The organism is Corallococcus sp. CA053C, assembly GCF_003611675.1.
Classification (GTDB): Bacteria; Myxococcota; Myxococcia; order Myxococcales; family Myxococcaceae; genus Corallococcus.
In genome coordinates, this window is the sequence record NZ_RAWA01000025.1 from 1 (window position 1) to 24,699 (window position 24,699).

20 protein-coding genes and 1 pseudogene are annotated in these 24,699 nt (G+C 71.3%); 11 read left to right on the forward strand and 10 right to left on the reverse strand.

The features are described 5' to 3' along the window. On the forward strand, nt 1-500 hold a 500-nt coding region (locus tag D7V97_RS44530), incomplete at its 5' end, for a hypothetical protein (RefSeq protein WP_120609535.1). Between the two features lie 45 nt (nt 501-545). Here D7V97_RS44530 and D7V97_RS05515 read toward each other — a convergent pair. After that, nucleotides 546-1,091: a hypothetical protein gene (locus tag D7V97_RS05515; RefSeq protein ID WP_233582529.1), complete on the reverse strand. Its 546-nt coding sequence runs from the start codon at nt 1,089-1,091 to the stop codon at nt 546-548. Between the two features lie 228 nt (nt 1,092-1,319). Here D7V97_RS05515 and clpB point away from each other — a divergent pair, with 228 nt between their 5' ends. Further along, nucleotides 1,320-3,944 carry an ATP-dependent chaperone ClpB gene (gene clpB / locus D7V97_RS05520; protein WP_120609536.1) on the forward strand — a complete coding sequence of 875 codons (2,625 nt, stop codon included), beginning with the start codon at nt 1,320-1,322 and terminating at the stop codon, nt 3,942-3,944. Between the two features lie 76 nt (nt 3,945-4,020). Here the strand turns inward: clpB and D7V97_RS05525 are convergent, their stop codons facing one another. The 4 genes from D7V97_RS05525 to D7V97_RS05540 all read right to left on the reverse strand — a co-directional run bounded on the left by D7V97_RS05525 (nt 4,021) and on the right by D7V97_RS05540 (nt 11,091). Then, a complete protein-coding gene (locus D7V97_RS05525) occupies nt 4,021-4,758 on the reverse strand; it encodes a glutathione S-transferase N-terminal domain-containing protein (protein ID WP_120609537.1) in 738 nt (245 codons plus the stop codon). Between the two features lie 23 nt (nt 4,759-4,781). Beyond that, nucleotides 4,782-8,003: a serine/threonine-protein kinase gene (locus D7V97_RS05530; RefSeq protein WP_120609538.1), complete on the reverse strand. Its 3,222-nt coding sequence runs from the start codon at nt 8,001-8,003 to the stop codon at nt 4,782-4,784. An 8-nt stretch (nt 8,004-8,011) separates the two neighbouring features. Further along, nucleotides 8,012-8,902 (reverse strand): sigma-70 family RNA polymerase sigma factor, encoded by an 891-nt coding sequence (locus D7V97_RS05535; protein WP_120609539.1) that lies wholly within the window; start codon nt 8,900-8,902, stop codon nt 8,012-8,014. 77 nt (nt 8,903-8,979) lie between these two features. Then, on the reverse strand, nt 8,980-11,091 hold the full coding sequence (locus tag D7V97_RS05540; protein ID WP_120609540.1) for a beta-propeller domain-containing protein: 2,112 nt from the start codon (nt 11,089-11,091) through the stop codon (nt 8,980-8,982). 198 nt (nt 11,092-11,289) lie between these two features. Here D7V97_RS05540 and D7V97_RS05545 point away from each other — a divergent pair. Continuing rightward, nucleotides 11,290-12,006 (forward strand): annotated as a pseudogene (locus D7V97_RS05545) (NADPH-dependent F420 reductase); the annotation flags it as partial. A gap of 34 nt (nt 12,007-12,040) precedes the next feature. Continuing rightward, the gene (locus D7V97_RS05550) at nt 12,041-12,565 is read left to right on the forward strand and encodes a 2'-5' RNA ligase family protein (protein ID WP_120609542.1); all 525 of its coding nucleotides are present in this window, start codon (nt 12,041-12,043) and stop codon (nt 12,563-12,565) included. On the opposite strand, the gene D7V97_RS05555 is transcribed toward D7V97_RS05550, so the two are convergent. After that, the gene (locus D7V97_RS05555) at nt 12,546-12,965 is read right to left on the reverse strand and encodes an arginine repressor (protein WP_120609543.1); all 420 of its coding nucleotides are present in this window, start codon (nt 12,963-12,965) and stop codon (nt 12,546-12,548) included. The genes D7V97_RS05550 and D7V97_RS05555 overlap by 20 nt on opposite strands. Nucleotides 12,966-13,144: 179 nt before the next feature. Here D7V97_RS05555 and D7V97_RS05560 point away from each other — a divergent pair, with 179 nt between their 5' ends. The 7 genes from D7V97_RS05560 to argC are packed head-to-tail and all read left to right on the forward strand — an operon-like array spanning nt 13,145 to nt 20,897. Continuing rightward, complete coding sequence (locus tag D7V97_RS05560) at nt 13,145-14,149, forward strand: N-acetylornithine carbamoyltransferase (RefSeq protein ID WP_120609544.1); 1,005 nt, start codon at nt 13,145-13,147, stop codon at nt 14,147-14,149. A 60-nt stretch (nt 14,150-14,209) separates the two neighbouring features. Then, nucleotides 14,210-15,136: an acetylglutamate kinase gene (argB, locus tag D7V97_RS05565; RefSeq protein ID WP_120609545.1), complete on the forward strand. Its 927-nt coding sequence runs from the start codon at nt 14,210-14,212 to the stop codon at nt 15,134-15,136. Then, the gene (locus D7V97_RS05570; RefSeq protein WP_120609546.1) at nt 15,133-16,188 is read left to right on the forward strand and encodes a M20/M25/M40 family metallo-hydrolase; all 1,056 of its coding nucleotides are present in this window, start codon (nt 15,133-15,135) and stop codon (nt 16,186-16,188) included. The genes argB and D7V97_RS05570 overlap by 4 nt, the downstream gene beginning before the upstream one ends. After that, entirely contained in the window at nt 16,181-17,530 is a 1,350-nt protein-coding gene (gene argH, locus D7V97_RS05575) for an argininosuccinate lyase (protein ID WP_199728713.1), read from the forward strand. Before D7V97_RS05570 ends, argH begins: the two co-directional genes overlap by 8 nt. A gap of 49 nt (nt 17,531-17,579) precedes the next feature. After that, the gene (argG, locus tag D7V97_RS05580) at nt 17,580-18,767 is read left to right on the forward strand and encodes an argininosuccinate synthase (RefSeq protein WP_120609548.1); all 1,188 of its coding nucleotides are present in this window, start codon (nt 17,580-17,582) and stop codon (nt 18,765-18,767) included. Between the two features lies 1 nt (nt 18,768). Then, nucleotides 18,769-19,830, forward strand: a complete 1,062-nt coding sequence (locus D7V97_RS05585) for a hypothetical protein (protein WP_120609549.1) — start codon at nt 18,769-18,771, stop codon at nt 19,828-19,830. Further along, a complete protein-coding gene (gene argC, locus D7V97_RS05590; RefSeq protein WP_120609550.1) occupies nt 19,827-20,897 on the forward strand; it encodes an N-acetyl-gamma-glutamyl-phosphate reductase in 1,071 nt (356 codons plus the stop codon). Before D7V97_RS05585 ends, argC begins: the two co-directional genes overlap by 4 nt. Nucleotides 20,898-20,925: 28 nt before the next feature. Here argC and D7V97_RS05595 read toward each other — a convergent pair whose 3' ends face one another. From D7V97_RS05595 to D7V97_RS05610, 4 genes are read right to left on the reverse strand one after another with little or no spacing between them, the layout of a single operon-like run. Beyond that, complete coding sequence (locus D7V97_RS05595) at nt 20,926-21,600, reverse strand: hypothetical protein (protein ID WP_120609551.1); 675 nt, start codon at nt 21,598-21,600, stop codon at nt 20,926-20,928. A 22-nt stretch (nt 21,601-21,622) separates the two neighbouring features. Then, nucleotides 21,623-22,420: a tRNA pseudouridine(38-40) synthase TruA gene (gene truA, locus D7V97_RS05600; protein WP_120609552.1), complete on the reverse strand. Its 798-nt coding sequence runs from the start codon at nt 22,418-22,420 to the stop codon at nt 21,623-21,625. Nucleotides 22,421-22,446: 26 nt separating this feature from the next. Next, nucleotides 22,447-23,667: a serine/threonine-protein kinase gene (locus D7V97_RS05605; RefSeq protein ID WP_120609553.1), complete on the reverse strand. Its 1,221-nt coding sequence runs from the start codon at nt 23,665-23,667 to the stop codon at nt 22,447-22,449. 33 nt (nt 23,668-23,700) lie between these two features. Beyond that, nucleotides 23,701-24,687 carry a class I SAM-dependent rRNA methyltransferase gene (locus tag D7V97_RS05610; protein WP_120609554.1) on the reverse strand — a complete coding sequence of 329 codons (987 nt, stop codon included), beginning with the start codon at nt 24,685-24,687 and terminating at the stop codon, nt 23,701-23,703. Nucleotides 24,688-24,699 lie beyond the last annotated feature (12 nt).

The window sequence follows — 24,699 nt, forward strand, 5'->3', positions numbered from 1 at the left end:
CGCCCACCCTGGCCCTCCTGGGCAAGGACCCCGCCGTCACCCAGGCCATCATGGAGGCGCAGCTGTCCGCCCTCTCCCCCATGCGCGAGTCGCGCGCGCTGGTGCTGTCGGGGCTCACGGTCGCCTGCACCCTGCTCTTCTTCGCCTCCAGCCGCATGCTCCGCTCCCCGGAGGGCATCCACCGGGACGGCTTCCGGCAGCTCCTGGGCGGCGCGGGCATCTTCGCGGCCCTGATGCGCACCATCGACGGGGCCCAGTGGACCGTGGTGGCCCGCCACACCAGCCAGGCCATGGTGGAGGGGCTCAAGGGCCTGCCGGAGTTCCAGGACCCCATGGCCGCGGACCAGCTGCGCGCCCTCGTCCCGTCCCTGATGACCGTCAGCGCCGTGCTGCCGACGGTGCTCGTGGCCGGCGCCTTCGCCGTGCTCGCGCAGTACTTCCGCAGCGAGCACGTACGCGAGGCCATCGTCACGCTCGACGGCCCCACCGAAGACCCCTGAGAATCTGACGCGGCGCGGCGAAGGACCGTCCCGCCGCCCGGTGCCTCAGCCCGCGTCCGTCACGGCGCGGGGCAGCGCGGGGCCCAGGAGCAGGGCCTCCAGGGCCGCCATCGCCTCGGCCTCCGTGCCGCCGTGGGTGCCCTCCAGGGGCAGCACGCGGGCCAGCGGGGCATGGGGGATGCGCAGCAGCTCGTCCCGGGTGAGACCGAACACGTACGCCAGGTGCCCCATGGGCCAGCGCGACTGGAGCCGACCGAAGGCCTCGTCGTCCAGCTCGTCCAGGGGACACGGCAGCTCCGCGTCCTCGTACACCACCTTCTCCCCACCCACACGGCGGCCATTGCCGTAGGCGATGACTTCCTCGCCCTCGTCCGCGTCGTAGACGTAGGCGTGCACGGTGGCGTTGGCGGCGGCGGACAGCAGCCGGGCCAGCGCGTGGTGGGCGGCGTACCAGTGGGCGCCGGGACGTCCCTGGGAGAAGGGCCCCAGGAAGGACAGGCGCACCACCTTGCGGCGGCGGTTGATGGTGACGCGCAGGGCCGTGGCTCCCGGGGCGCTGTCCATCGACAGGGCCTCCCGGGCCAGACGCACCAGCGCCAGCCCGGAGAAGGTGTCGAGTCGAACGAGATAGCCGCCGTGCGCGTCCAGAGTGAAGCCCCCAGTGATGGGCGCCGCCTATAGCCGACCCCCCTACCCGATGGCAACTTCGGCACCACGAAAGCCCGGCTGCTTCCAGCAGCTCAAAGTATTCCGCGAAAATCGGAACACGCACCCGCCGTGTCGTCTTGCCAAGGGGGTCATGGCTCTTACGTTCAAGGCATGCGACTCGACAAATACACGGTGAAGGCACAAGAGGCGATCCAAGAGGGTCAGTCCCTCGCCCGCCGGGCCGACAATCCCCACTACGAGCCGGAGCACCTGGCCACGGCGCTGCTGGGGCAGAAGGACGGCCTCGTCGAGCCCCTTCTGCGCAAGATTGGCGTGGACGTGAAGCTGTTCGCGGGGCGCCTGGGTGAGGCGCTCCAGAAGCTTCCCAAGATGCAGGGCGGCGAGAGCGCCATGCTCAGCCAGCGCCTGATGAAGACGTTCGACAAGGCCGAGGACGAGGCCAAGTCGCTCAAGGACGAGTTCACCTCCTCCGAACACCTGCTGCTCGCCCTGACGCAGGACAAGGGCGCGGTGGGCGAGGCGATGAAGTCCTCGGGCGTGACGCGCGAGCGCGTGCAGGCGGGCCTGAAGGAAGTGCGCGGCTCCGGGCGCGTGACGAGCGCGGACGCGGAGTCCACCTACCAGGCGCTGGAGAAGTACGGCCGCGACCTCACGGAGGCCGCGCGCTCCGGGAAGTTGGACCCCGTCATCGGCCGCGACGAGGAGATCCGCCGCTGCATCCAGGTGCTCAGCCGCCGCACCAAGAACAACCCGGTGCTCATCGGTGAGCCGGGCGTGGGCAAGACGGCCATCGCGGAGGGGCTCGCCCGCCGCATCGTGGACGGCGACGTGCCCGAGGGCCTGAAGAACAAGCGCCTCATCACCCTGGACCTGGGGGCGATGGTGGCCGGCGCGAAGTACCGCGGCGAGTTCGAGGAGCGCCTCAAGGCCGTGCTCAAGGAGGTGTCCGACGCGGCCGGGGAGATCGTCCTCTTCATCGACGAGATGCACACGCTCGTGGGCGCCGGGAAGGCCGAGGGCGCCATGGACGCGGGCAACATGCTCAAGCCGGCGCTCGCGCGCGGAGAGCTGCACTGCATTGGCGCGACGACGCTGGACGAGTACCGCAAGCACATCGAAAAGGACGCCGCGCTGGAGCGCCGCTTCCAGCCGGTGTTCGTGGGCGAGCCGTCCGTGCACGACACCATCAGCATCCTGCGCGGCCTCAAGGAGCGCTACGAGGTCCACCACGGCGTGCGCATCCAGGACAGCGCGCTCGTCGCGGCGGCCACGCTCAGCCACCGCTACATCGCGGACCGCTTCCTGCCGGACAAGGCCATCGACCTCGTCGACGAAGCGTCCAGCCGCCTGCGCATCGAAATCGACTCCATGCCCACGGAGATCGACGACATCCGCCGCAAGGTGACGCAGCTGGAGATTGAGCGCGAGGGCCTGCGCAAGGAAACCGACCCGCACTCGCGCGAGCGCCTGGCCACCATCGAGAAGGAGCTCGCGAACCTGAACGAGAAGTTCAATACGTTGAAGGCGCACTGGGACGAGGAGAAGAAGTCCATCGCCGCGCTGCGCACGCTCAAGGAGAAGCAGGAGAAGGCGCGCAACGACCAGGCGGCGGCCGAGCGTCAGGGCGACCTGAACCGCGCCGCGGAGCTGAAGTTCGGCGTCATCCCCTCGCTGGAGAAGGAAGTCAGCGCGCAGAACGCGAAGCTGGCGGAGCTGCAGAAGCACCAGAAGTTCCTCAAGGAGGAAGTGGACTCCGAGGACATCGCCTCCGTGGTAGCCAAGTGGACGGGCATCCCCGTCTCCCGGCTGCTGGAAGGCGAAATGCAGAAGCTGGTGCACATGGAGGAGCGGCTGGCGCAGCGGGTGATTGGTCAGCGCAGCGCCATTGAGGCCGTGTCCAACGCCGTGCGCCGCGCACGCAGCGGGTTGCAGGATCCGAACCGGCCCATCGGTTCGTTCATCTTCCTGGGCCCCACGGGCGTGGGCAAGACGGAGACGGCGAAGGCGCTGGCGGAGTTCCTCTTCGACGACGACACGGCGATGGTCCGCATCGATATGTCCGAGTACATGGAGAAGCACGCGGTGTCGCGGCTCGTGGGCGCGCCCCCGGGCTACGTGGGCTACGAGGAGGGCGGCCAGCTCACGGAGGCCGTGCGCCGCAGGCCGTACACGGTGGTGCTCTTCGATGAGATCGAGAAGGCGCACCACGACGTGTTCAACATCCTGCTGCAGATCCTCGACGAGGGCCGGGTGACGGACAGCCAGGGCCGCACGGTGGACTTCCGCAACTCGGTGCTCATCCTCACGTCCAACATCGGCTCGCAGGCCATCCAGGACGGCATGGCGGGCACGGAGGTGCTCAACGAGAAGACGCGCGCCGAGGTGATGGACGCCCTGCGCGGACACTTCCGCCCGGAGTTCCTCAACCGCGTGGACGAGGTCGTCGTCTTCGAGCCGCTGCGGCGCAAGGACATCTACCGCATCGTCGACATCCAGCTGGCGAAGCTCCAGAAGCTGCTCCAGGGCAAGCGGCTGGCGCTGGAGCTCACGGACGGCGCGCGGGAGCTGTTGGCGGAGCGCGGGTACGACCCGACGTACGGCGCCCGGCCGCTGAAGCGGGCCGTGCAGAAGTACCTGTTGGATCCGCTCGCGCTCAAGGTCCTGAGCGGCGAGTTCGCGCCGGGAGAGACCATCCAGGCGGACGCGGGCCCCGACGGGCTCACCTTCGCCAAGGTGCTGGTGGACAACTCGAAGGGCGTGAAGCAGTCGGCCTGACGCCAGGCCCTGCGACGCTGAAGCACGGGACGGGCCGTCCTCCACTCCAGGAGGGCGGCCCGTTTTGCGTCTCCGCTCAGCTGCGGCGGTGCTGGTCGTAGAGCGTGTTGCGCCAGGCGAGGAGGTCCGGGAAGCGGGCGACGAGCCCCTCGTGGGTCCACACCGCGCGGGTGGCGGGGCCCATGGGCAGGTGCCGGTCCTCCGGAGGGCCCAGGAACACGACCATCATCGCGGCGGTGATGTCCGCATAGGTGAAGGTGCCCTCCAGGTAGGGCCGGCCGCCCAGCGCCGCGCGCAGCTTCTCCAGCGCGGGGACGACGGTGGATTCGATGAGCGCCTCGGTGCTCTCCGGCACCTGGTGCTTGCGCATGACGAAGCGCATGCCCATCCGGGCCGTGGGCGCGAACAGGCCGCGCAGCGCGCGCGGCACGAACTTCGGCAGCGCCTCCGCCTGCGCGCCGTTGCTGGCGAGCATGCGCGGCATCGCGTAGGTGCGCGCCACGTCCAGCACCTTCTCGCTCAGCTCTTCCCAGCGGTCGATGGCCGCGAGGTGCTCTGGCGGAAACAGGGAACTGCCCTGTCCCAGCTCCTCCGCGCGCTTCGCGATGGCGAAGGAGCCGTGCGTGGACGCGCCGGGCGGGTCGATGAGCAGCGGCACCGACGCCTTCACGCCGGGCGCCACGTGCTTGCGCAGCCAGCGCTCCTGGATGAGGGGGACGTAGTTGTGGAAGCGGTAGGCCACGCGGTGGTGATCGAGGGCCCACCGGGCCTTCTCGGTCCATCCCGAAGCGGTCAGTCCGACGAGGGTTCGCATAGGGGGCGACACCCTAGCAGTCCTCAGTGCTCGCGAAGGAAGGCGTCCAGTTCGGAAACCTTCAGGAGCCGGGGCTCGGCGGTGGGGAGCACGGCGTCGCGGGCGGCGGTGACGAGCGCGCGCGCACGCTCTGGCTCGCGGTGGGCCTGGCGCAGGGCGCGCGCCAGGGAGTAGCGGATGACGGCCAATTCCAGCGGCGGGGCCTCCGTGGCCTCCCACTGCGTCAGGGCCGCGCCCAGCCACCGGCAGGCCCCTTCCGCGTCGCCGCGCTCCAGCGCCAGTTCGCCCAGGGTCTGCCCCAGCTCGGGGAGGGGCGGGACGTCCGCGCCCGCGAGCTTGTGGTGCACGCTCAGCGCCTCCTGCGCCACGCGCCAGCCCTCGGAGAGCTGCCCGGCACGGGAGAGCGCGCCGGCCAGGTTGCGCAGGGCGTAGCTCAGGTCGGCCTCCGCGCCCATCTCCCGGAGGAGCGCCACCGCGCGCTTCGCGGACGCCACGGCCAGGTCGGGGTGGCCCATGCGCAGGTGCACCTCCGTGGCGTTGAGCGGCGGCTGCGCGAACACCGGATCCCTGCGGCCGTCCGCCGTGGCCGCCTCCCGCTCCGCCTCCATCTGTTCGATGAGCTTCAGCGCTTCCTGCATGCGGCCCTGGTTGATCAGCACCAGCGTCAGGTTGTTGCCCGTGCGCACGCGGTAGGCCGAACCCGGCGGGAAGTGCTTCTGGTACATCGCCAGGGCCTCGCGCTGCAGCCGCTCGGATTCGTCGTAGTGGCCCAGGGTGAAGGCCACCGCGCCCAGGTTCGCGCGCAGGCCCGTGGCGTAGCGCACCGGCTGCCCCGGGCCGTACATGCGCTCGTAGCGGTGGAGGCTCTCCTGGAAGGAGTCGCGCGCCTCCGTGTAGCGGCGCAGCTCCACCAGCGTGCTGCCCCGGTTGTTGAGCACCATCGCGACCTTCGGATGGTCGGGGCCGTAGGCCGCCTCCAGCAGCGTCTGCGTCCGCCGGTTGTGCACGAGCGCCTCCTCCCCCCGGCCCGCCTGTCGCAGGGCGGAGGCCATCAGCAGGAGCCCCCGGGCGAGGCGCGGCGAGTCCCTGCCGTACAGCCGCTCCTGGAGGGACAGGACCTGCTGGAGCAGCGGCAGCGCGTCCCCGGGACGGCCCTGCTGCACGAGCGAGCTGGCCTGGTACACCAGCAACTGGGCCTCCAGGTCCGGGTTGCCGCCCGAGCGCTCCAGGAGCGCCCGGGCCTCCTCGGCGTGGAGCTTCGCCTGCTCCGGACGCTGGGCGACCTCCCCGTCGATGTAGAGCTGATGCACCACGGCCTCGGTGGCGTGCAGATCATCGCGGCCCGCGAGCGACGCCAGCATCGCGCGGCGCAGCGTCGTGGTGGCGGCCTCGTCGCGCAGGAAGGCGCGGGCCTCGCCCTCGACGAGCAGGGCCTCGCCCAGGAGCGGCTTGTAGCCCAGGGCCTCCGCCTCGGTGACGACCGGGCCCGCGCGGTCCACGGCCTCCTGCCACCGGTCCGCGCTCAGCCGGGCGCGCGCCTCGTCCAGCCGCGCGTAGGCGGCCTTCACGCGGGCGGCGACCTCGGGACGGTCGGGCGGCGGCACCGGTTGCGAGAGCGCCTCCACATCCGCGCAGCGCGACAGCGGGCTCAGGGCCTGCGCCGTCTCCGGGGCGCTCGCGACGCCGTCCCGGTCCGCGGTGAGCAGCACGTCCGTGAGCGCGCCCAGCTCGCGGCGGCGGCGCTCCAGGCAGCCCATGCGCAGGTCCATCACCGCTTCGGACTGGTTGCCGCGTCCCCGGGTGGCCTCGCAGGCCTGACGGCGGCTGTCGTGCCACGCGGCGGCGTAGGCATCCAGCGCGCGGGCCGCGGCCTCGTGCGCCGCGACAGCGCCGGGCGCGCCCGTGGCCTGGAAGGCCTTGAGCAGCGCCGCCTTGCGATCCGCGTCCCACACGCCCACGAGCCGCAGCGGATCCGCCGCGCAAGGAGGCGTGCTCATCACGGCGAACACCGTGGCCGCGACCGCGAGCAGTCCCGCGCCCACCCCGGCGACCGCGACCTTCTTGCTGAGCACGGGGAAGGCCGCCCGCTCCAGCGCGTCGAGCAGCGCCGTCATGGAGGGATGGCGGGCTCCCGGCTCCGGCGACAGGCCGCGAATGATCAGCGCGTGCACGGCGCGCGGCACGGCGGCCCGGTTCGTCGGTCCACCCTGTTCAAGGGAAGGAGGCTTCTGGCCGTGCAGCCCTTCGTACAGCGACACGCAGAACGCGTACTGATCCGAGCGCGCGTCAGCGGGCGCTCCCGCGAGCACCTCCGGCGCGATGTAGCCGGGCGTGCCCGCGACGGCGGTGCCCAACACCCGCGGCGCGATGTGGCCGGGCGTGCCAGCACTGGCGGTGCCGAGCCTCCCGGGCGTGATGATGCCGGGCGTGCCGGCGACCACCGCTTGCGGGCGCGGAGTCACGTCGCCCGTTCCCAGGAGCGCAGGTGCTCCAGCGCTCTCCGACACACCCGCTCCGGACTCCACGCGCGCCAGCCCGAAGTCCGTCACGCGGGCGCGTCCCTCCTTGTCCACGAGGACGTTGTCCGGCTTGAAGTCCCGGTGCACGACCCCCGCCGCGTGCGCCGCCGCGAGCCCCCTTCCTGCCTGGAGATACAGCCGCACGACGTCGCGCCAGGGCCGCGCCTGGGCCCGCAGGTGCTCGCGCAGGTTGCCGCCGTCCACCAGCTCCATCGCGATGAAGACGACCTGCCCGAACGTCCCCACGTCGTGCACGGTGACGACATGCGGGTGGCGGGTGCGCGCGGCGGCCTGGGCCTCGCGCAAGAGCCGCTCCGTCATCCCCTGGGAGCCGCCCGCCGAGGGCAGCGCGCGCAGCAGCTTCAGTCCGATGCGCCGGTCGAGGCTCGGATCATAGGCCGCGTGGACCACGCCCATGCCGCCCGAGCCCAGCCGCTCCAGCAACACGTAGCGGCCCAGCAGCGTCCCCTGGGCGAGCAGCGGCATGCCCGACGCGGACAGCCGCGCCCCCGGGGCCTCCGTCAACACCACCTCCGTGCGCGCGGCGTGCACGTCTGGAGCGGGAGCTGCGCGGATGCGCAGGAAGTCCGCCAGGGCCTCGCGGCAGGTGGCGCACGCATCCAGGTGCACCTCGGCGCGCGCGCGCAGGGTCTGGGACGGGATGCCGTCCGCGAGGTCGAGCAGCTCGACCTCCTCCAGGTGGGACGTGGAGGGGGACTCGGGCATGGGCAGGCTCAGCCTTCCTTCAGCAGGGACGCGATGCTGACGTCCAGGTTGCCGTCCAGCACGCGCAGCAGGCTTTCCAGCTGCGAGGTGTTCAACGCGAGTCGCCGGGCCAGCCCCTCGCGGGTCTGCTCCAGCAGCGTGCTCCGGGCCTTCGCCATCCACCGCGACACCGTGGAGGCGTGCACCTGGTGCAGCGCGCCCAGCGACTCCACGCCCAGGCCCTGCACGAGCCCCAGGCGCAGCAGGTTGCGGTCGCGCGGGGACAGCGCCGCCAGGCTCTCCGCGAACGCGGCGCGGAAGGCCGGACGGTAGCGGTGACGGATGTGCTCCAGCTCCGGATCCGCGGCCCCCAGGTCCGCGGCGATCACCGCGTCATCCAGCGGCGTCGTCCGGTCCGGCTTGCGCTTGAGTGACAGCGCCACGCCCAGCGCCACGGCCTCTGCCCACCGCCGCAGCGAGCCCCGGCCCGCGTACTCCTTGAGGCGTGGCACGCGCGTGCCGTCCTCCACCAGCAGCCGCAGGCGGGTGAGCTGGAGCACCTCGTCCACGAACGCGTTCGAGTCCTCCACGCGGCGCACCGCGCGACCGGCGGGCACCAGCGCGGTGGCGTCCAGCGCCTCCAGCGCGGCCCGGTGGCCCTCCACCGCCGCCAGCGCGAGGTACAGGTCCTCGCAGCAGAGCGTGGCCAGGGACTGCGCGGGAGGTGCGTCCGCGGGCGTGTGGCGCCCCAGGTGCGCGGCGAAGTCCCCGGAGGGAAGCCACGCGCCGGGCCAGGCCTGCTCACAGCGCGCCAGGACCTCCGCGAGCACGGGCGCGAGCCCCGCTTCCTCATCGGAGGAGAAGGGCCTCGCGGCGCCCCCACGGAAGGCCGCGACCAGCTCGGAAGGAACGTTCGCCATGGCAGCGCGGCCAGCCCCCAGAGCCCGACCGCGCTGCCACGTTAGCGAATGGGACGGCCCAGGCGGAAGGCCCCCCTTTAGTCCAGCGGCACCACGGCGACGTCGGTGCCCGGAGCCGCCACGTTCGCGACGTGGATGCTGTCCTCGGCCACCGAGTAGACGAAGTCCTCCATGAAGACGCTGCGCTTCACGGACGTGCTCGCCTGCGTCCACCAGTTGGAGCACGCGCCCTGGGACGGGAAGGCGGGCGTGCTCGCGGGCGTGTGCGCCACACCTCCCAGGTAGTTGAAGCCGGTGTCGGCGGCCACGCGGTACACCATCAGCCCGTTGAAGGTGAGCTGCTCGCCATAGCTACCGCCGCCCGCGCTCTGCTCGCACACCGCCATGGGGAGCGCGAGCAGCTGCTTCTCACGGAAGTAGTTGAACGCCAGGTGCTGGGTGAGGGCCTCGGACGAGGAGCCGCGCGTGCCGATGACCGTCTTGTGCGTGAGCGTCGGCGCGGAGGGAGTGCTGATGTCGAACACCTGGAGCAGCACGCCCTGGAACCAGGCGAAGTCGCCCATGTCCTGCGCGTCGTAGCCGATGCTCAAGAGATGGTTGTCGTCGAGCAGGTGCATGTACGTGGAGAAGCCGGGGATCTTCAGCTCGCCCGCGACCTTCGGCGCCGCGGGGTCCTTCAGGTCCAGGACGAACAGCGGATCCGTCTTCTTGAACGTGACGACGAAGCCGCGCTCACCGTCGAAGCGCGCGGAGCGGATGTCCTCGCTGGGGGCCAGGTGATCCAGCTGGCCCACCTGCACGAGCCCGCCGTCGCGAGGCTCCAGCACGGTGAGGGTGCTGTGCACGTCCGGCGACGGCAGGTGGCCGGTGGTGGTGGCGATGCGGAAGTGCCCCGCGTGCTCGTCCATGGCGAACTGATTGAGCACGCGGCCCTTCACCGCGGCGCTGCCCCGGTACTCGGACGCGGGCGGCCCGGCGGACAGGGAGAAGCGGTGCACGGTACTGGCCTCGGGGATGCCGCTCTCCCGGGGGAAGAACCAGCCGCCCGACGTCGCGTCCTCGGAGTGCCGGGCGGAGACGTAGAGCGACTCGCCGTTGGAGTAGACGGCGCCCGGGCGGCCCACCACGACCGTGGCGTTCAGCGTGTCGGGCGCGCCCAGGTCGGTGGAGACGAGCGACAGGAACGAGGCGGGATCGCCCGCGTGCGACACATAGAAGCTGTCACACTCCGCGAGCGGATACGGCAGCGGCGGAATGGTCCCCCCTTCGCCCACGGTCTGCTCGACGAAGCGGGGCAGCGGCAGCGTGAAGTCCTCGGACTTGAGGATGCGCAGGTTCTCCTCGCGCAGACGCTCGAAGGCGGAGCGGATCTCCTTCTCCGAGTAGGTCTTGTCGTCGCCACAGGAGAGGATGTCCTGGGGCCAGGACGCGACCGTGGGCACCTTCGGGCCGGGGAACGTGACGACGGTGTGCACGGCGGAGCCCACGCGGCGCGCGGTGATGTACGAACCCTGGAAGCGCACGGACCGCAGGGCTTGCGGATGGGCGCGGTCCTTCAGGTCCACCCAGGTGAGCTGCAGGAGCGTGCCGTCCCCCACGAAGTCGCAGTCGTAGCCGTAGGTGCACTCCTGCCGATGCCAGTCCTGGCCTGCGCCCTCGGACGACGGCACGCTGGAGAAGACGAGCGCGCGGTCGCCGTCGAGCACGAGCTTGCGGGGCGTTCCCGCGATGGCCAGCGCGCCGACGATTCGTGAGCTGGCGGCGGGCCACGCCTGCACGACCTTGAGCTTCCCGTCCGCGAGCACGTAGAGGTAGCGGGAGTCGTTCTTGATGAAGTCCGGCTCGTCCACGCCCGCCACCTGGTTGTTGGTGGAGGACGTGCTGCTCGCGCCTCCGGACGAGCCCCCACTGGGAGGGGGCGAAGAGACGTCGTCCATCACGGGGTACTCGCAGAACCCGGACCGCCTTTCGAGCGCGATGGCGAGCTTCGCGTCCAGCTCCTCGTGCATCCGGTCGATGGCCTGTTGCCGCAGCGTGGAGCGCAGGTCGTCACAGCTCTTCGCGCGCGTGAGCGTCGCCAGCTCCTGCCCGATGCGCTTCTGCGTCCTCTCGCCATCCCCGCCCCCACCGCCCCCACAAGCGCTCACGCACGCACCGGCGATGAGCAGCACCACCCCTGACTTCCACATGACAGTTCCTCCCTCGGAGCTTCGGACCGCGCCGGGCGCGTGGAGCACGGGCCGTACCAGCGGCGAACCCGTTGGATTTCCTCGGGAGGACGAAGGGAGCGGGCGCGCCGCTTCTCAGAATTCCGTCGGGGGACCTCAGGAATCACGAGGGAAGGCGTGGTCCCGCACCGGCGAGGGCGTTAGGCAGAGCCCCCCAGGAGGAACCACGGCATGAAGATTGGAATCATTGGCGCTGGCTCGATTGGTGGCACCCTCGCCCGGCACTGGGTCAAGCTCGGGCATGAGGTCTTGCTCGCGAACTCGCGCGGGCCGGAGACGCTTCGTGGGCTCGCGGCGGAGACGGGCGCGAAGGCGGTCACCGTCACCGACGCGGTGAAGGGGGTCGAGGTCGTCGTCGTGACCATCCCCCAGAAGGCCGTCCGCGACCTGCCGAAGAACCTCTTCGCGAACGTGCCGAAGGAGGTCGTCGTCATCGACACGGGCAACTACTACCCCGCCCGCGATGGAAGCATCCCGGAGGTGGAGGGAGGCATGCTCGAAAGCGAGTGGGTCGCGGCACAGCTCGGTCGGCCGGTCGTCAAGGTCTTCAACAACATCTACTTCAAGAGCCTGCAGGAGAAGCCCGCGCCCAGGGGTACCCCGGGCCGCGTCGCGCTGCCGGTCGCGGGCGATCCCCCCGAGGCGCGGGCGAAGGTGCTCCGGCTCGTGGAAGAGCTCGGCTTCGACGCCGTCGACGTCGGTGGCACCGCGGAGTCCTGGCGCCAGCAGCCCGGGACCCCCTGCTACACCAACGACCTCGATGCGGCGCGCTTGAAGCAGGCGCTCGCCGAAGCGGATCGCAGCAAGCTCCCCCAGTACCGCGAGGCGGCCGACGCAGCGGTGCGGCAGTACTTCGCATCGCTGCAGAAGAGCTGATCCAGACAGGCTTCGGCGAACGCGAGCTTCCTCCATGCCCCCGCCCGCCGAAGCCCCGCTGCTCATCACCGCCGAAGCGGATCCGGAGAGCTTCGCGCGGCTAGACGGTCTGCGCAGGCGCTACTTCCCACCCGAGCGCAACCTCATCCCCGCGCACGTCTCCCTCTTCCACCACCTGCCTCCACGCGAACGCCCCAGCGTGGAGGCCGCGCTCGAAGCCGCCGCCGGACGCGGCGCCCCCGCGCTCCATTTCGGGAGGCTGCGGCGGCTGGGACGCGGCATGGCGGTGGACGTGGAGGCACCGGGCCTCGACGCCGCCCACCGCGAGCTGTCGCGCGCCTTCGCGGAGTGGCTCACGCCGCAGGACCGTCAGCCCTTCCGGCCCCACGTCACGCTGATGAACAAGGCCTCGCTGGAGGAGGCAACAGCGGCCTTCGCGGAGCTGGGCGCGGGCTGGAACAGCTTCGACGGACACGCCCCCGCGCTGCTCCTCTGGCGCTACCTGGGCGGCCCGTGGGAGCTCGTGCGGCGCGTGCCCTTCACGGGCCTCGCTGGATGAGCTGCTCCACCGACGCGCGCACGTCCTGGAGCCGCGACGGGTCTCTCACCGCGATGAAGATGGTGTCGTCGCCCGCCACCGTGCCCGCCAGCCCCTCCACCTCCTCACGGTCCAACGCCAGCCCGAAGATCTGCGCGTAGCCGGGCGCCGTCTTCAGCACCAGCATGTTGGGCGGCGCCTCGATGATGGACACGCGCGGCGCCGCCGGCTTCACCACCGGGAGCGGCTCCACGCGCTGGTAGCGCCCGTTCACCTTCTGCACGCTCAACCGCTTGAGCCGCCGCGACAGCGTGGACTGGCTGGGCGCGTGCCCCGCCTCCTCCAGCAGCTCTTGGAGCACGGCCTGATCGATGATCTCCTGCTGGGAGATGAGCTGAAGGATGGCCTCGTCCAGGTTCATTCAGCGTCACCTTGCATGCGGCTGAATACGCACGCAAGGCGCATGAAAATCCCCATGAATGTTCTTGCGCGCTGCGCCGTTCTGCATAATATCCGCACCTCCTCGCTGAATATGCACGAATTTCAATGCATATTCAGCAGTCCCCATCCATCCGGCGAGGCCGGGGGAGCACGAAGCCCATGAAGCATGTCACCCGCATCCAGGACCTGGGGCCGGAAGGCGTCGAGGCGGTCCTCTCGCAGGCGGCCGCGTGGAAGCTGAAGGACCCTGGCGCGCTCTTCCCCGGGAAGATCCTGGGCATGGTGTTCTTCAACCCGTCGCTGCGCACGCGCACCTCGTTCGAGGCGGTGATGCTGCGCGCGGGTGGGCACGCCATCGCGCTCGACGTGGGCTCCGGGGTGTGGAAGCTGGAGGACCGCCCGGGCGCGGTGATGAACGCGGACCGCGCGGAGCACATCAAGGAAGCGTCGCCGGTGCTGTCGCGCTTCGTGGACATGCTGGGCATCCGCACCTTCTCCCAGGGCGGCGGTGACGAGGAGGACGAGGCGGACCCCGTCATCAACGCCTTCCGCCAGTGGGCCACCGTGCCGGTGGTGAGCATGGAGTCCGCGCGCGAGCACCCCTGCCAGGGACTGGCGGACGCGCTCACCCTGCGCGAGACGTTCGGCAGCACCAAGAAGCTCCCGGTGACGCTCACCTGGGCGCCGCACATCAAGCCGCTGCCCAAGGCCGTGCCCAACTCCTTCCTCCTGTCCGCGGCGGCCGCGGGCTGCGAGGTGCGCGTGGCGCATCCTCCGGGCTTCGACCTGCACCCGGCCGTGCGCGCGGAGGCGGAGGCGTACGCCAAGGCCACCGGCGGCAGCATCACGTACACGCACGACCAGGACGAGGCGCTCGTCGGCAGCCGCGCCGTGTACGCGAAGTCCTGGGGCCCCACCGCGGAGACGGCGAATTCGCCGGCGGACGTGGCGGCGCTGCTCGCGTCGTACTCGGGGTGGATGCCCACGCGGCGCCTCATGGCGAAGGCCGCGAAGGACGCGGCGTTCCTCCACTGCCTGCCGGTGCGGCGCAACGTGGAGGTCGCCGACGAGGTGCTGGACCACGCGAGCAGCCGCGTCGTGGACGAGGCGGGCAACCGCTTCCACGTGCAGCGCGCCCTCCTGGCCTGGATGCGCGGCGGCTGAAGTCCACGCCCCACCGCCCTTCCCTTCCACTTCCTTCTTCGACTTTTCCAGAGGTCCCCCTTGCCCCTTTCTCCTGATCCGTACGCCGCACTCCGCAACGCGGCGAAGTACGTGAAGCAGTTCCGCAGCAAGACGTTCGTGGTGAAGCTGGGCGGCGCAGTGCTGAGCGACCCGCGCACGCGCAAGACGGCGTGCGAGCAGATCGCCCTGCTGTGGGCCTTCTCCATCCGCCCCGTCGTGGTGCACGGCGGCGGGCCGGAGCTGGACGCGCTCTGCGACGCGCTGCACCTGCCGATTGAAAAGGCCGCCGGCCGCCGCATCACCTCCGCGCCCGTGCTGGACGCGGCGAAGATGGTGCTCGCGGGCAAGCTGCACACGGACCTGCTCGCGGACCTCCAGGCCGCGGGCGTGCCCGCCGTGGGCCTGTCCGGCGTGGACGCGGGCCTCATCAAGGCGCGCCGGCGCCCGCCCGTCATGGTCACCGAGCCCGGTGAGACGCACGGCCGCATGGTGGACTACGGACTCGTGGGCGACATCGAGTCGGTGGACACGCGCGTCGTGGAGCACCTGCGCTCCGCGGACTACGTGCCCGTCATCGCCCCGCTGTCCGGAGGCCAGGATGGCGCCGTCTACAACACCAACGCGGACACCGTGGCGGCGGCCATCGCGGCGGCGCTCCATGCAGAAAAGCTCTTCTTCCTGGTGGAGGTGCCGGGGCTGCTGAAGGACGTCTCCGACCCGTCGTCCGTCATCTCGCTCGCCACGCTGTCGGACCTGGCCTCGCTGGAGGCCGAAGGCCGGCTCACCGGCGGCATGCGGCCCAAGGCGCACGCCATGCGCCACGCGCTCGTGGGCGGCGTGGGCAGCGTGCACCTGGTCAGCGGCAAGCAGTCCGACGCGCTCCTGGAGGAGGTCTTCACCAACGAGGGCAGCGGCACCATGGTCGTGCGCGAGCACCCGGTGAAGCACGGCGGGGCCAAGGGTTGACCCCCTCCGAGCTGCTCACCCGGCTGGTCGCCACGCCCAGCGTCTCCGGAGACGAGGCCCGCATCGCGGACCTCGTCGCGAGCCAGGCCGAGTCCTGGGGTGCCCGCGTGCACCGCCAGGGCCACAACGTCTGGTTCAGCGTGGGCAGCGGCCCGAAGCGCGTGCTCGTCAACTCGCACCTGGACACGGTGAAGCCGTGCGCCGGGTGGAACACCGAACCGCACGAGCCCGTGTGGAAGGACGACACGCTCTACGGCCTGGGCGCCAACGACGCCAAGGGCTGCGTCACCGCCATGCTCCTCACCGCGAAGGCGCTCCTCACCGAAGGGGCGCCGAAGGGCGTCGAGTGCGTCTTCGCGCTCACCGCCGAGGAGGAGACGGGCGGCCAGGGGCTGGGGCCGCTGTTGTCCACGCTGGGGCCGCTGGACGCCGCCATCGTGGGAGAGCCCACGTCGCTCAAGCCCTGCACGGCGCAGCGGGGCATGCTGCTCCTGCGCTGCGTGGCGCACGGCAAGTCCGGCCACGTCGCGCACGCGCACGGCCTGGAGAACGCCATCCTCAAGGCGGCCCGGGACATCCAGGCCGTGTCCGCGCTGCGCTTTCCCGCGCACCCGCTGCTGGGTGAGGCGCGGGCGCAGGTGACGCAGGTGTCCGGAGGGCTTTCGCGCAACCAGGTGCCGGACCGGTGCGAGTTCTTCGTGGACCTGCGCACCACGCCGGGCATGGACCACGCGAAGGTGGCGGAACAAGTGGGCGCGGCGCTGGAGAGCCAGGTGGTGGTGCACTCGGCGCGCTACCTGCCCAAGGGCACGGACGCGGGCCACCCGCTGGTGCGCGCGGCGGTGGCGGCGTCGGGTGAAGCGACGGTGGGCTCCAGCACCACGTCCGACTGGGCGTTCCTGGGCGAGGTGCCGGCGGTGAAGGTGGGGCCGGGCGACACGCTGCGAAGCCATCAGGCGAACGAGTACCTCACGCGCGCGGAGCTGGAGGCAGGGCTCGCGTTCTACCGACGACTGCTGCACGGCTATGCCGAGGAGGTGGCGCGTGGCTGAGACATTGTGGGGCAAGGGCCAGCCGCTGGACGCGGCCATCCACGCCTTCACCGTGGGCGATGATCCGGTGGTGGACCTGTCGCTCGTGGCGCACGACGCGCTGGGCAGCGCCGCGCACGCTCGCATGCTCGCGCACGTGGGACTGCTGACGCCAGAGGCCGCTCGGTCGCTCGTCACCGCGCTGCACGCGCTGCACGACGAGGCCCGCGCGGGCCGCTTCGTCATCCGCCCGGAGCAGGAGGACGGCCACACCGCGCTGGAGGCGGCGCTCGTGGAGCGCACCGGCGAGGCGGGCAAGCGCATCCACCTGGCTCGCTCGCGCAATGATCAGGTGCTGCTCGCCCTGCGCCTGTACCTGCGCGAGGAGCTGCTCGCGCTGGGCGCGCGCACGGCGGAGCTGGCCGGCACGTTCCTCGACTTCGCGGAAGCGCACGCGACCCTGCCCCTGCCTGGCTACACGCACCTGCGCCGGGCCATGCCGTCCACCTTCGGCCTGTGGGGCGTGGCGTTCGCCGAAGGGCTGCTGGAGGAGCTGGAGGCGCTCAAGGGCGTGTGGGGCCGGCTTGATCGCTGTCCGCTGGGCGCGGCGGCGGGCTTCGGCGTGCCGCTTCCGATTGATCGTGAATATGTCGCGCGGCTGCTCGGTTTCACGCGGGTCCAACGCAGCCCCATCGACGCGCAGGACAGTCGGGGGCGGCATGAGACGGCGCTGCTCACCTGGGCGTGCTCGGTGGCGGGCACTCTGGAGAAGTGGCTGTGGGACGTGCAGCTCTACAGCATGGACGAGTTCGGCTTCCTGGCCCTGCCGGATGCCTTCACCACGGGCTCGTCCATCATGCCGCAGAAGAAGAACCCGGACGTCGTGGAGCTGGCGCGAGGCCGCTGCCGCGAGCTGCGGGGGTTCATGCATCAGGTGGAGGCGGTCGCGGGCGGCCTGCCCTCCAGCTACCACCGTGACTTCCAGCTGCTGAAGCGCCCCACCTTCCAGGCCGTCACCAGCGCGAAGGCGCTCCTGGAGGTGCTCGCGCGGCTGGTGCCGGCGCTGAAGGTGAACGCGGACAAGGCGCGCGCGGCGTGCGACGACACGCTCTACGCCGCGCACCACGCCTACGCGCTCGTGGCCAAGGGGCTGCCCTTCCGCGACGCGTACCGCGAGGTGGGCCGCCAGCTGAACGACGGCACCTTCCAGCCGGACCGCGGCGCGCTGACGGCCACCCACCTGGGCGGCGCCGGCAACCTGGGGCTGCCCGCCGTGCGCGAGGAGCTGGCGGACGCGCGGGACTGGCTCACGCGCGCCCACGCCGAGCAGCTCCAGAGCGCCGGGCGCGTCTGGGACGTCTGAAGTCCCCTTCCCTTCTCCACCCCTTTTTGAAGCAACAGGAGTCCTGAGCATGAGCAAGAAGTCCGTGGTGCTGGCGTTCTCCGGTGGACTCGATACCGCCTTCTGCACGGTGTACCTGCGCGAGCAGGGCTGGGACGTCACCACCGTCACCGTGGACACGGGTGGCTTCCCGCCCGAACAGCTGGAGCGCATCCAGGCCCTGGCGCTGAAGCTGGGCGCGGTGGCGCACCACACGGTGGACGCGCGCGACACCCTGTTCCAGGGCTACCTGCGCTTCCTCATCGCCGGCAACGTGCTGCGCGGTCAGGTCTACCCGCTGAGCGTCTCCGCCGAGCGCGCCTGCCAGGCCGTGGAGGCCGTGCGCATGGCGGAGAAGCTGGGCGTGCAGGCCGTGGCCCACGGCAGCACCGGCGCGGGCAATGATCAGGTCCGCTTCGACGTGGCCTTCCGCACGCTCGCGCCGCAGCTGCAGCTCATCACCCCCATCCGCGACCTCGCGCTCTCCCGGAAGCAGGAGCTGGACTTCCTCGCGGAGCGCGGCGTGCACCTGCCCGCGAAGCTGGGCGCGTACTCCGTGAATGAAGGCATGTGGGGCACGTCCGTGGGTGGCCGCGAGACGCTGGACTCGTGGAGCACCCTGCCCGAGGCGGCCTTCCCCGGTGGAGAGATCCCCACCGATCTGAAGCCCCGCCCACTGGTGGTGGCGTACGAGAAGGGCGTGCCGGTGGCGCTGGACGGCAAGGCGATGACGCCCGTCGCGGTGGTGGAGGCGTTGAACGCGCTGGGGCGTCCGTACGGCATTGGCCGGGGCGTGCACCTGGGTGACACCATCCTGGGCATCAAGGGCCGCGTGGGCTTCGAGGCGCCCGCGGCGCACCTGCTCATCGCGTCGCACCGCGAGCTGGAGAAGCTGGTGCTGTCGGGCAAGCAGCTCTTCTGGAAGGAGACGGTGGGCAACCTGTACGGGTCGCTCCTGCACGAGGGGCACTTCTTCGACCCGCTGGTGAAGGACCTGGAGGCGTTCCTCGCCTCCTCGCAGGACCGCGTGACGGGCGAGGTGAAGCTGGTGCTCACCCCGCGCGCCCACGTCGTGGAAGGCGTGCGTTCGCCGCACTCGCTGATGGACGCGAAGGTGGCGACGTACGGAGAGGCCAACGTGTTGTGGACGGGGACGGAAGCGGCGGGGTTCGCCAAGCTCTACGGCGTCGCGCAGATGCTCTCGCAGAAAGCGAAGTGACATGAAGATCCACGTCGACAAGGTAGGCAGTGTCACGCGCAACCTCCAGGTGGGCCGCACGGCGCACCTCACGGAGGACGTGAAGTGCGAAGAGGGCGCCGTCATCGCGGTGCGCATCCACGGGGAGAAGAGCGTCTACAACCAGCTGGAGGACGTGAACGGACGGCTCGTCACGTTGCACGCGGGCGACATCGTCGTGGGCGCGCTGGGCCACCGCAACGCCCTGCACGGCTACGAGGGCGTGGTGCCGGCCTCCGTGAAGGTGGGCGACAAGCTCCATGTGCTCAACATGGGCGGCGTCATCGGGCAGTGCACGTCGCACAACCCGGGCGTGGGCCTGCCCTTCGAAGCCGAGGTGCTGGGCCAGGTGCTGACGTTCCCGGAGTTCCAGTCGCGCGAGGGCCAGCACGCGCACATCTCCACCGGCGCGCTCAAGGGCACGTCGAAGGCGGTGACCGTGCCGGTGGTGTACGTGGTGGGCACCTGCATGAACGCGGGCAAGACGTACGCGGCCAGCGTCGTGGTGCGCAGGCTGGCCCAGGCGGGCTACCGCGTGGGCGGCGCCAAGCTCACCGGCGTGTCGCTGATGCGCGACACCCTGGCCATGCAGGACAGCGGCGCGGACGTGGTGATGGACTTCACGGACGCGGGCATCGTCTGCACCGGCGCGCGCACGGCCTCCAAGGTCGCGCGCACCGTCTTCTCGGAGATGATGGCCCACGACGTGGACGTCATCGTCGCGGAGACGGGCGACGGCATCATGGGCGAGTACGGCGTGCAGGCCATCCTCGCGGATCCGGAGCTCAAGGCGCTGGGCGGAGCGTTCATCCTCTGCGCCAATGACCCGGTGGGCGCGGCCGGCGGCGTGCGGCACCTGCGCGAGGTGTACGGCATCGAGATGGACATGGTCGCAGGCCCCGCCACGGACAACGCGGTGGGCGTGCGCTTCGTGGAGCAGGTGGTGGGGCTGCCCGCTCGCAACGCGCGCGCGGATCCCAACGCCCTGGGCACCCTCATCCTGGAGAAGCTCGCGCCGAAGCTGGGCGCGGGGAGGAAGTCATGACGACGCCGGCGCACATCTACATCCTGGGAGCCTCCGGTTTCGGCGGCGGTGAGCTGCTGCGGCTGTTGTCCGGTCACCCGGGCGTGGCCGGCATCCGCGTGGTGTCGCGGCACCACGCCGGGGCCCCCATCCACAAGGTGCACCCGCACCTGCGCGGGCTGGTGGAAGGCCGCTTCGAGCCGGAGCCGGACTGGCGCTGGCTCCAGGACTCGCCCAACCCCGTCGTGTTCAGCGCGCTGGGGCACGGGGAGCTGGCGAAGCAGTTCTCCGAGCTGGAGAAGCAGTGGGCGGACGCCGGGCTCACGGAGCGGCTGTTGCTCGTGGACCTGTCGTCCGACTTCCGCCTGGACCACCCGGGGCGCTACGCGGGCGCCTACGGCCGGCCGCACCCCGCGCCGGAGCTGCTGGGCACGTTCACCTACGGCCTGACGGAGTGGAAGCGCGAGCAGGTGAAGACGGCCAGGCGCATCGCCAACCCGGGCTGCTTCGCCACGGCGGTGCAGCTGGCGCTCCTGCCCATCGCGGCCACGCCGGGGCTGGGGCTGCTGGCCGTGTCGGGCGTGACGGGCTCGTCCGGCTCCGGCTCGCTGCCGGGCGAGGGCACGCACCACCCGACGCGCGCGCACGACTTCCGTGCGTACAAGCCGCTGGAGCACCAGCACGAGGCGGAGGTGGAGGTGATGCTGGTGGCGCACGGGGCGTCCCGGCACCGGCTGGCCTTCGTGCCGCACTCGGCGCCCATGGTGCGCGGCATCTTCGCCACCGTGCAGTTCGAGTGGCCGGAGCACGGCGGCGCGGTGGTGACGCAGTCGCTGACGGAGAAGTACCGCCGGTACTACGAGGGCTCGAAGTTCGTGCGCATCGTGGAGGGCACGCCGCGCGTGGCGGCCGTCGCGGGCAGCAACTTCTGCGACATCTCCGTGGCGACGAAGGGCCGCTCCGTGGCGGTGATGGCCGCGCTCGACAACCTGGTGAAGGGCATGGCCGGACAGGCGTTGCAGAACTTCAACGTCGCGCTCGGCTTCCCCGAGGACACCGGCCTGCGCCAGGCGGCCTGCTACCCGTAGCGCCCCCGTAGCTCGCCGGCGGCCCGCTTCAGGCCGCGGGCGTCTTCGGCACCTCGCCCGGGGGGGAGGAAGTCCCCTCGGGCGTGGCGTCTGGAGTCGCGGCCTGGGCCGTGGCCTCCGGAGCCACGGCTGCCGGAGCCTGCGCGGAGGCACCCTCCCGCTGCTCCAGGCGCGCGCCGTCCGCCTCGGCGGCCTTGAGGAACTCGTCGTACTCCGACTTGCGCGCCTCGGCCTTCACCTGGGCGGCCGTGGAGCCGCGCTCGGCGGCGGCCCGGCCCGCACGGATGGCGCGGGCGCTCAGCAGGATGCCTCCGGCGAAGGCCACGAGGCGCAGCACCGTCCCCAGGTTCCACTCCAGGAGCCCCTCCGTGCCGTCGCGCACGAAGTTGAGCGCGAGGACGAACAGCCCGCCGGTGGCCGCGGCGCCCAGGGCCGTGTTCCACGGGCGCAGGGCGACGATGCGCGAGGCCCCGTAGCAGAGCACCGGCAGCACGGCGAGGATCCACAGGTTCTCCAGCACCACCGCCACGCCCAGCCGCACCAGGTCGAAGGGCAGCGCGCTCACCCGTTCTTGCAGGCGGATCACCAGCGACACGCTGAGCATCGCCCCCAGCACCAGCGACAGAAAGCCCAGTCCGACGATGAACTGGAAGCGACGGACGCGGACGCGCAACGGCTCGAGGACACCGGGTTTGGAGCTCACGGGGCCAAAGCCTAGCGCACTCTCACCCTTCGTCCTCTTCCACGGCGGCCACGTCCCCCGACGAGCGGGGAGGCGGGCCGTCGCCGTAGAAGACCTCCTCCAGCACCAGCCCCTGCGGCGGCGCGGTGGCGCCCGCCAGCTTCCGGTTCCGCGACGCCAGCACCTGGGCCACCCAGGCCTCGGGGCGGCGGCCCTTGCCCACCTCCACCAGCGTGCCCACCAGGTTGCGCACCATGTGCTTGAGGAACGCGGTGCCCTCCACCACGACGGCCAGGGACTCGCCGGAGACGCCCTCCACGCGCACCTGCCGCACCTCGCGCACCGCGTGCTTCGCCTGGCAGTCCGCGGCGCGGAACGCGGAGAAGTCGTGCCGGCCCAGCAGGGCCTGGGACGCGCGGCGCATGGCCTCCACGTCCAGCGGGGCGAACACCTCCCAGTGCGTCGAGCGCAACAGCGGCGAGCGCATGCGCCGGTTGCTCAGCCGGTAGCGGTAGCGCTTGCCGCGCGACCAGCGGCGCGGGTCGAAGTCCGGGGACACCTCCTCCGCGTGCACGACGGCGATGTCCGGCGGCAGGATGCCATTGAGGCCCATGGTGTAGGCCTTGAGGGGCAGCGCGCGCCCGGTGTCGAAGCAGGCCACCTGCCCCGTGGCGTGCACGCCGGAGTCGGTGCGCCCCGCGGAGGCCACGAACACGGATTCGTCCAGCAGCTTGAGCAGCGCGTCCTGGAGCGTGGACTGGATGGACGGGCCGTTGGGCTGCGTCTGCCAGCCCACGTAGCGCGTGCCTTCGTACTCGAGCGTCAGCTTCAACCGGGGCATGGCGTGTTGGCGACGGGGGCGCGGCGTCAGCGCGTCTTCAGCCAGCCCTCCAGCAGGTCCGCCACCAGCTTCGCGGTGGTGACGTTCGCCTTGCGCGCCTGCGCCTCCAGCTTCTCGTACAGCACGGGGTCCAGCGGCAGCGCGAGCAGGCGCGGCTCCGTGCTGGCGCTGTCGTCCAGGCGCATGGCCTCCGTGTCCGGGCCGTCCACGGACGCCACGACCTCCGCCAGCTCCAGCGCCTCCTCGGAGGTGGGCGCGGAGGACTGGCGGGTGGAGACGCGGCGCAGCTCCTGCGAGCGCTCGTCCTCGAAGAGCTGCTTGACGAAGTTGGCCAGGTGCAGCGGCGTGGGCGTGAAGTCGTACGCGTCCAGGAAGGCGTCCAGGTCGCGCTGCATGTCCGCGGCCGTGGCGTAGCGGCGCTCGCGGTCGCGGGCCAGGGCGCGCATCAGGATGGCCTCCACGCGCTCCGGCAGGTCCTCGCGGAAGTACGACGGCGCGTAGATCTTCGCCTCGGTGATGCTGCGCATCACGGCCACGTCGGACTCGCCGGTGAAGAGCTTGAAGCCGGTGAGCCACTCGTAGAGCACGGTGCCCAGCGAGAAGATGTCGCTGCGGCAGTCCAGCGGCCGGCCCAGGCACTGCTCCGGGCTCATGTAGCTGAGCTTGCCCTTGATCTCCCCGGAGCGCGTCTCCTCCACCTGGTTGGCGGCCTTGGCGATGCCGAAGTCCAGCACCTTCACCGAGCCGTCGAACGCGACGACGATGTTCTCCGGCGTCACGTCGCGGTGGACGATGTTGAGCGGGTTGCCGTGCAGGTCCTTCTTCTGGTGCGCGTAGTGCAGGCCCGCGCACACGCAGGAGGCGATCTTCAGCGCGTAGACAAGCGGGAAGGGAATCCCCAGCATCTCAGCCTTGGGCACGATGCGGCGCATGTCGCGGCCGGACACGTACTCCATGGCGATGAAGTAGCTGTCGACGATCTTCCCCAGGTCGAAGATCTGCACGATGTTGGGGTGGTTGAGCTGGGACGCGAGCCGCGCTTCGTTGAGGAACATCTTCACGAAGGCCGCGTGCCTGGACAGGTGCGGGCGGATGCGCTTGATGACGATGGGCGTCTCGTCACCGCGAGCGTTCACCTGGTGCGCGAGGAAGATCTCCGCCATGCCCCCCACGGCGATCCGGTCGATGAGCCGGTAGTTGCCAAAGCGGACGGCGTCGCGCGGGGGCGGAGAGGCAGCGGGAGCCATGGCGGCAATGTAGTCGCGCCCTGCCCGGAGGCGCTAACGAAGTTGGACGACGTGCACCTTGAGCGCCGGTTCCTCGCCAGGAGGGGCCGGAAAGTCGAGCCCCGAGGGACCGAGCGACCCCACCGTCTTCCCGCCCCTGCCCGCCCGCGTCACGCCTTCGAGCACCATCGCCTCGAAGCGGCGCACGGGGAGGCCCGCCAGGTTGCAGCAGGCGACCAGGCGTCCCCCGGGGGCCACCACCCGGGAAGCCGCCTCCGCCAGCCGGGAGTAGTCCCGCGCGGCGGAGAAGCGCGTCGTGCGGGTGGTGGAGAAGGACGGCGGGTCCGCGACCACGACGTCGAAGGCCTCCCCCTTCTTCGTGAGGCGCTGGAGCCAGTCGAAGACGTCGCCCGCCACGTAGTCGTAGCGGTCCACGCCCTGGCCGTTGAGGCGCGCGTTCTCCTCACCCCATTCGAGGACGCGGCGGCTGGCGTCCAGGTTGAGCACCCGCTTCGCGCCGCCCGCAGTGGCCGCCACGCCGAAGCCGCAGGTGTACGCGAAGAGGTTGAGCACGGTGAGGCCCGCGGCCTGGGCCTGGAGCCACGCGCGCGTGTCGCGCATGTCCAGGTAGAGGCCCACGGAGAGGCCCTGGCCCGGGCGGATGTGGAAGGCGAGGCCGTTCTCCTTCGCGATGAAGTCCTCCACGTCCTCCCCCCGGGCGGCGACCTCCGGCGCGAGCGCGTCCTTCGCCACGTTGGCCAGCACGCGGGCCTCGCGGGGGCGGCGCTTCAAATAGACGCTCCGGGGCGTCCAGGCGGCGGCTGCGGCGTCGAGGAGCGTGGCCTCCTCCGCGTCGGACAGGTCTCGGTAGAGGCTCACCACGACGACGTCGCCGAAGACGTCCGCCGTGACGTCGGGCACGCCGTCCCCGGCGCCGTTCAGCAGGCGGAAGGCGGTGGTGGCGGCGTCGGAGAGGAGCGCACCCCGGCGGGCGCGGGCGGCGCGCAGGGTGTCCACGAGGCGGGGAGGCAGGGCACTCACGCGCCCCTTCTA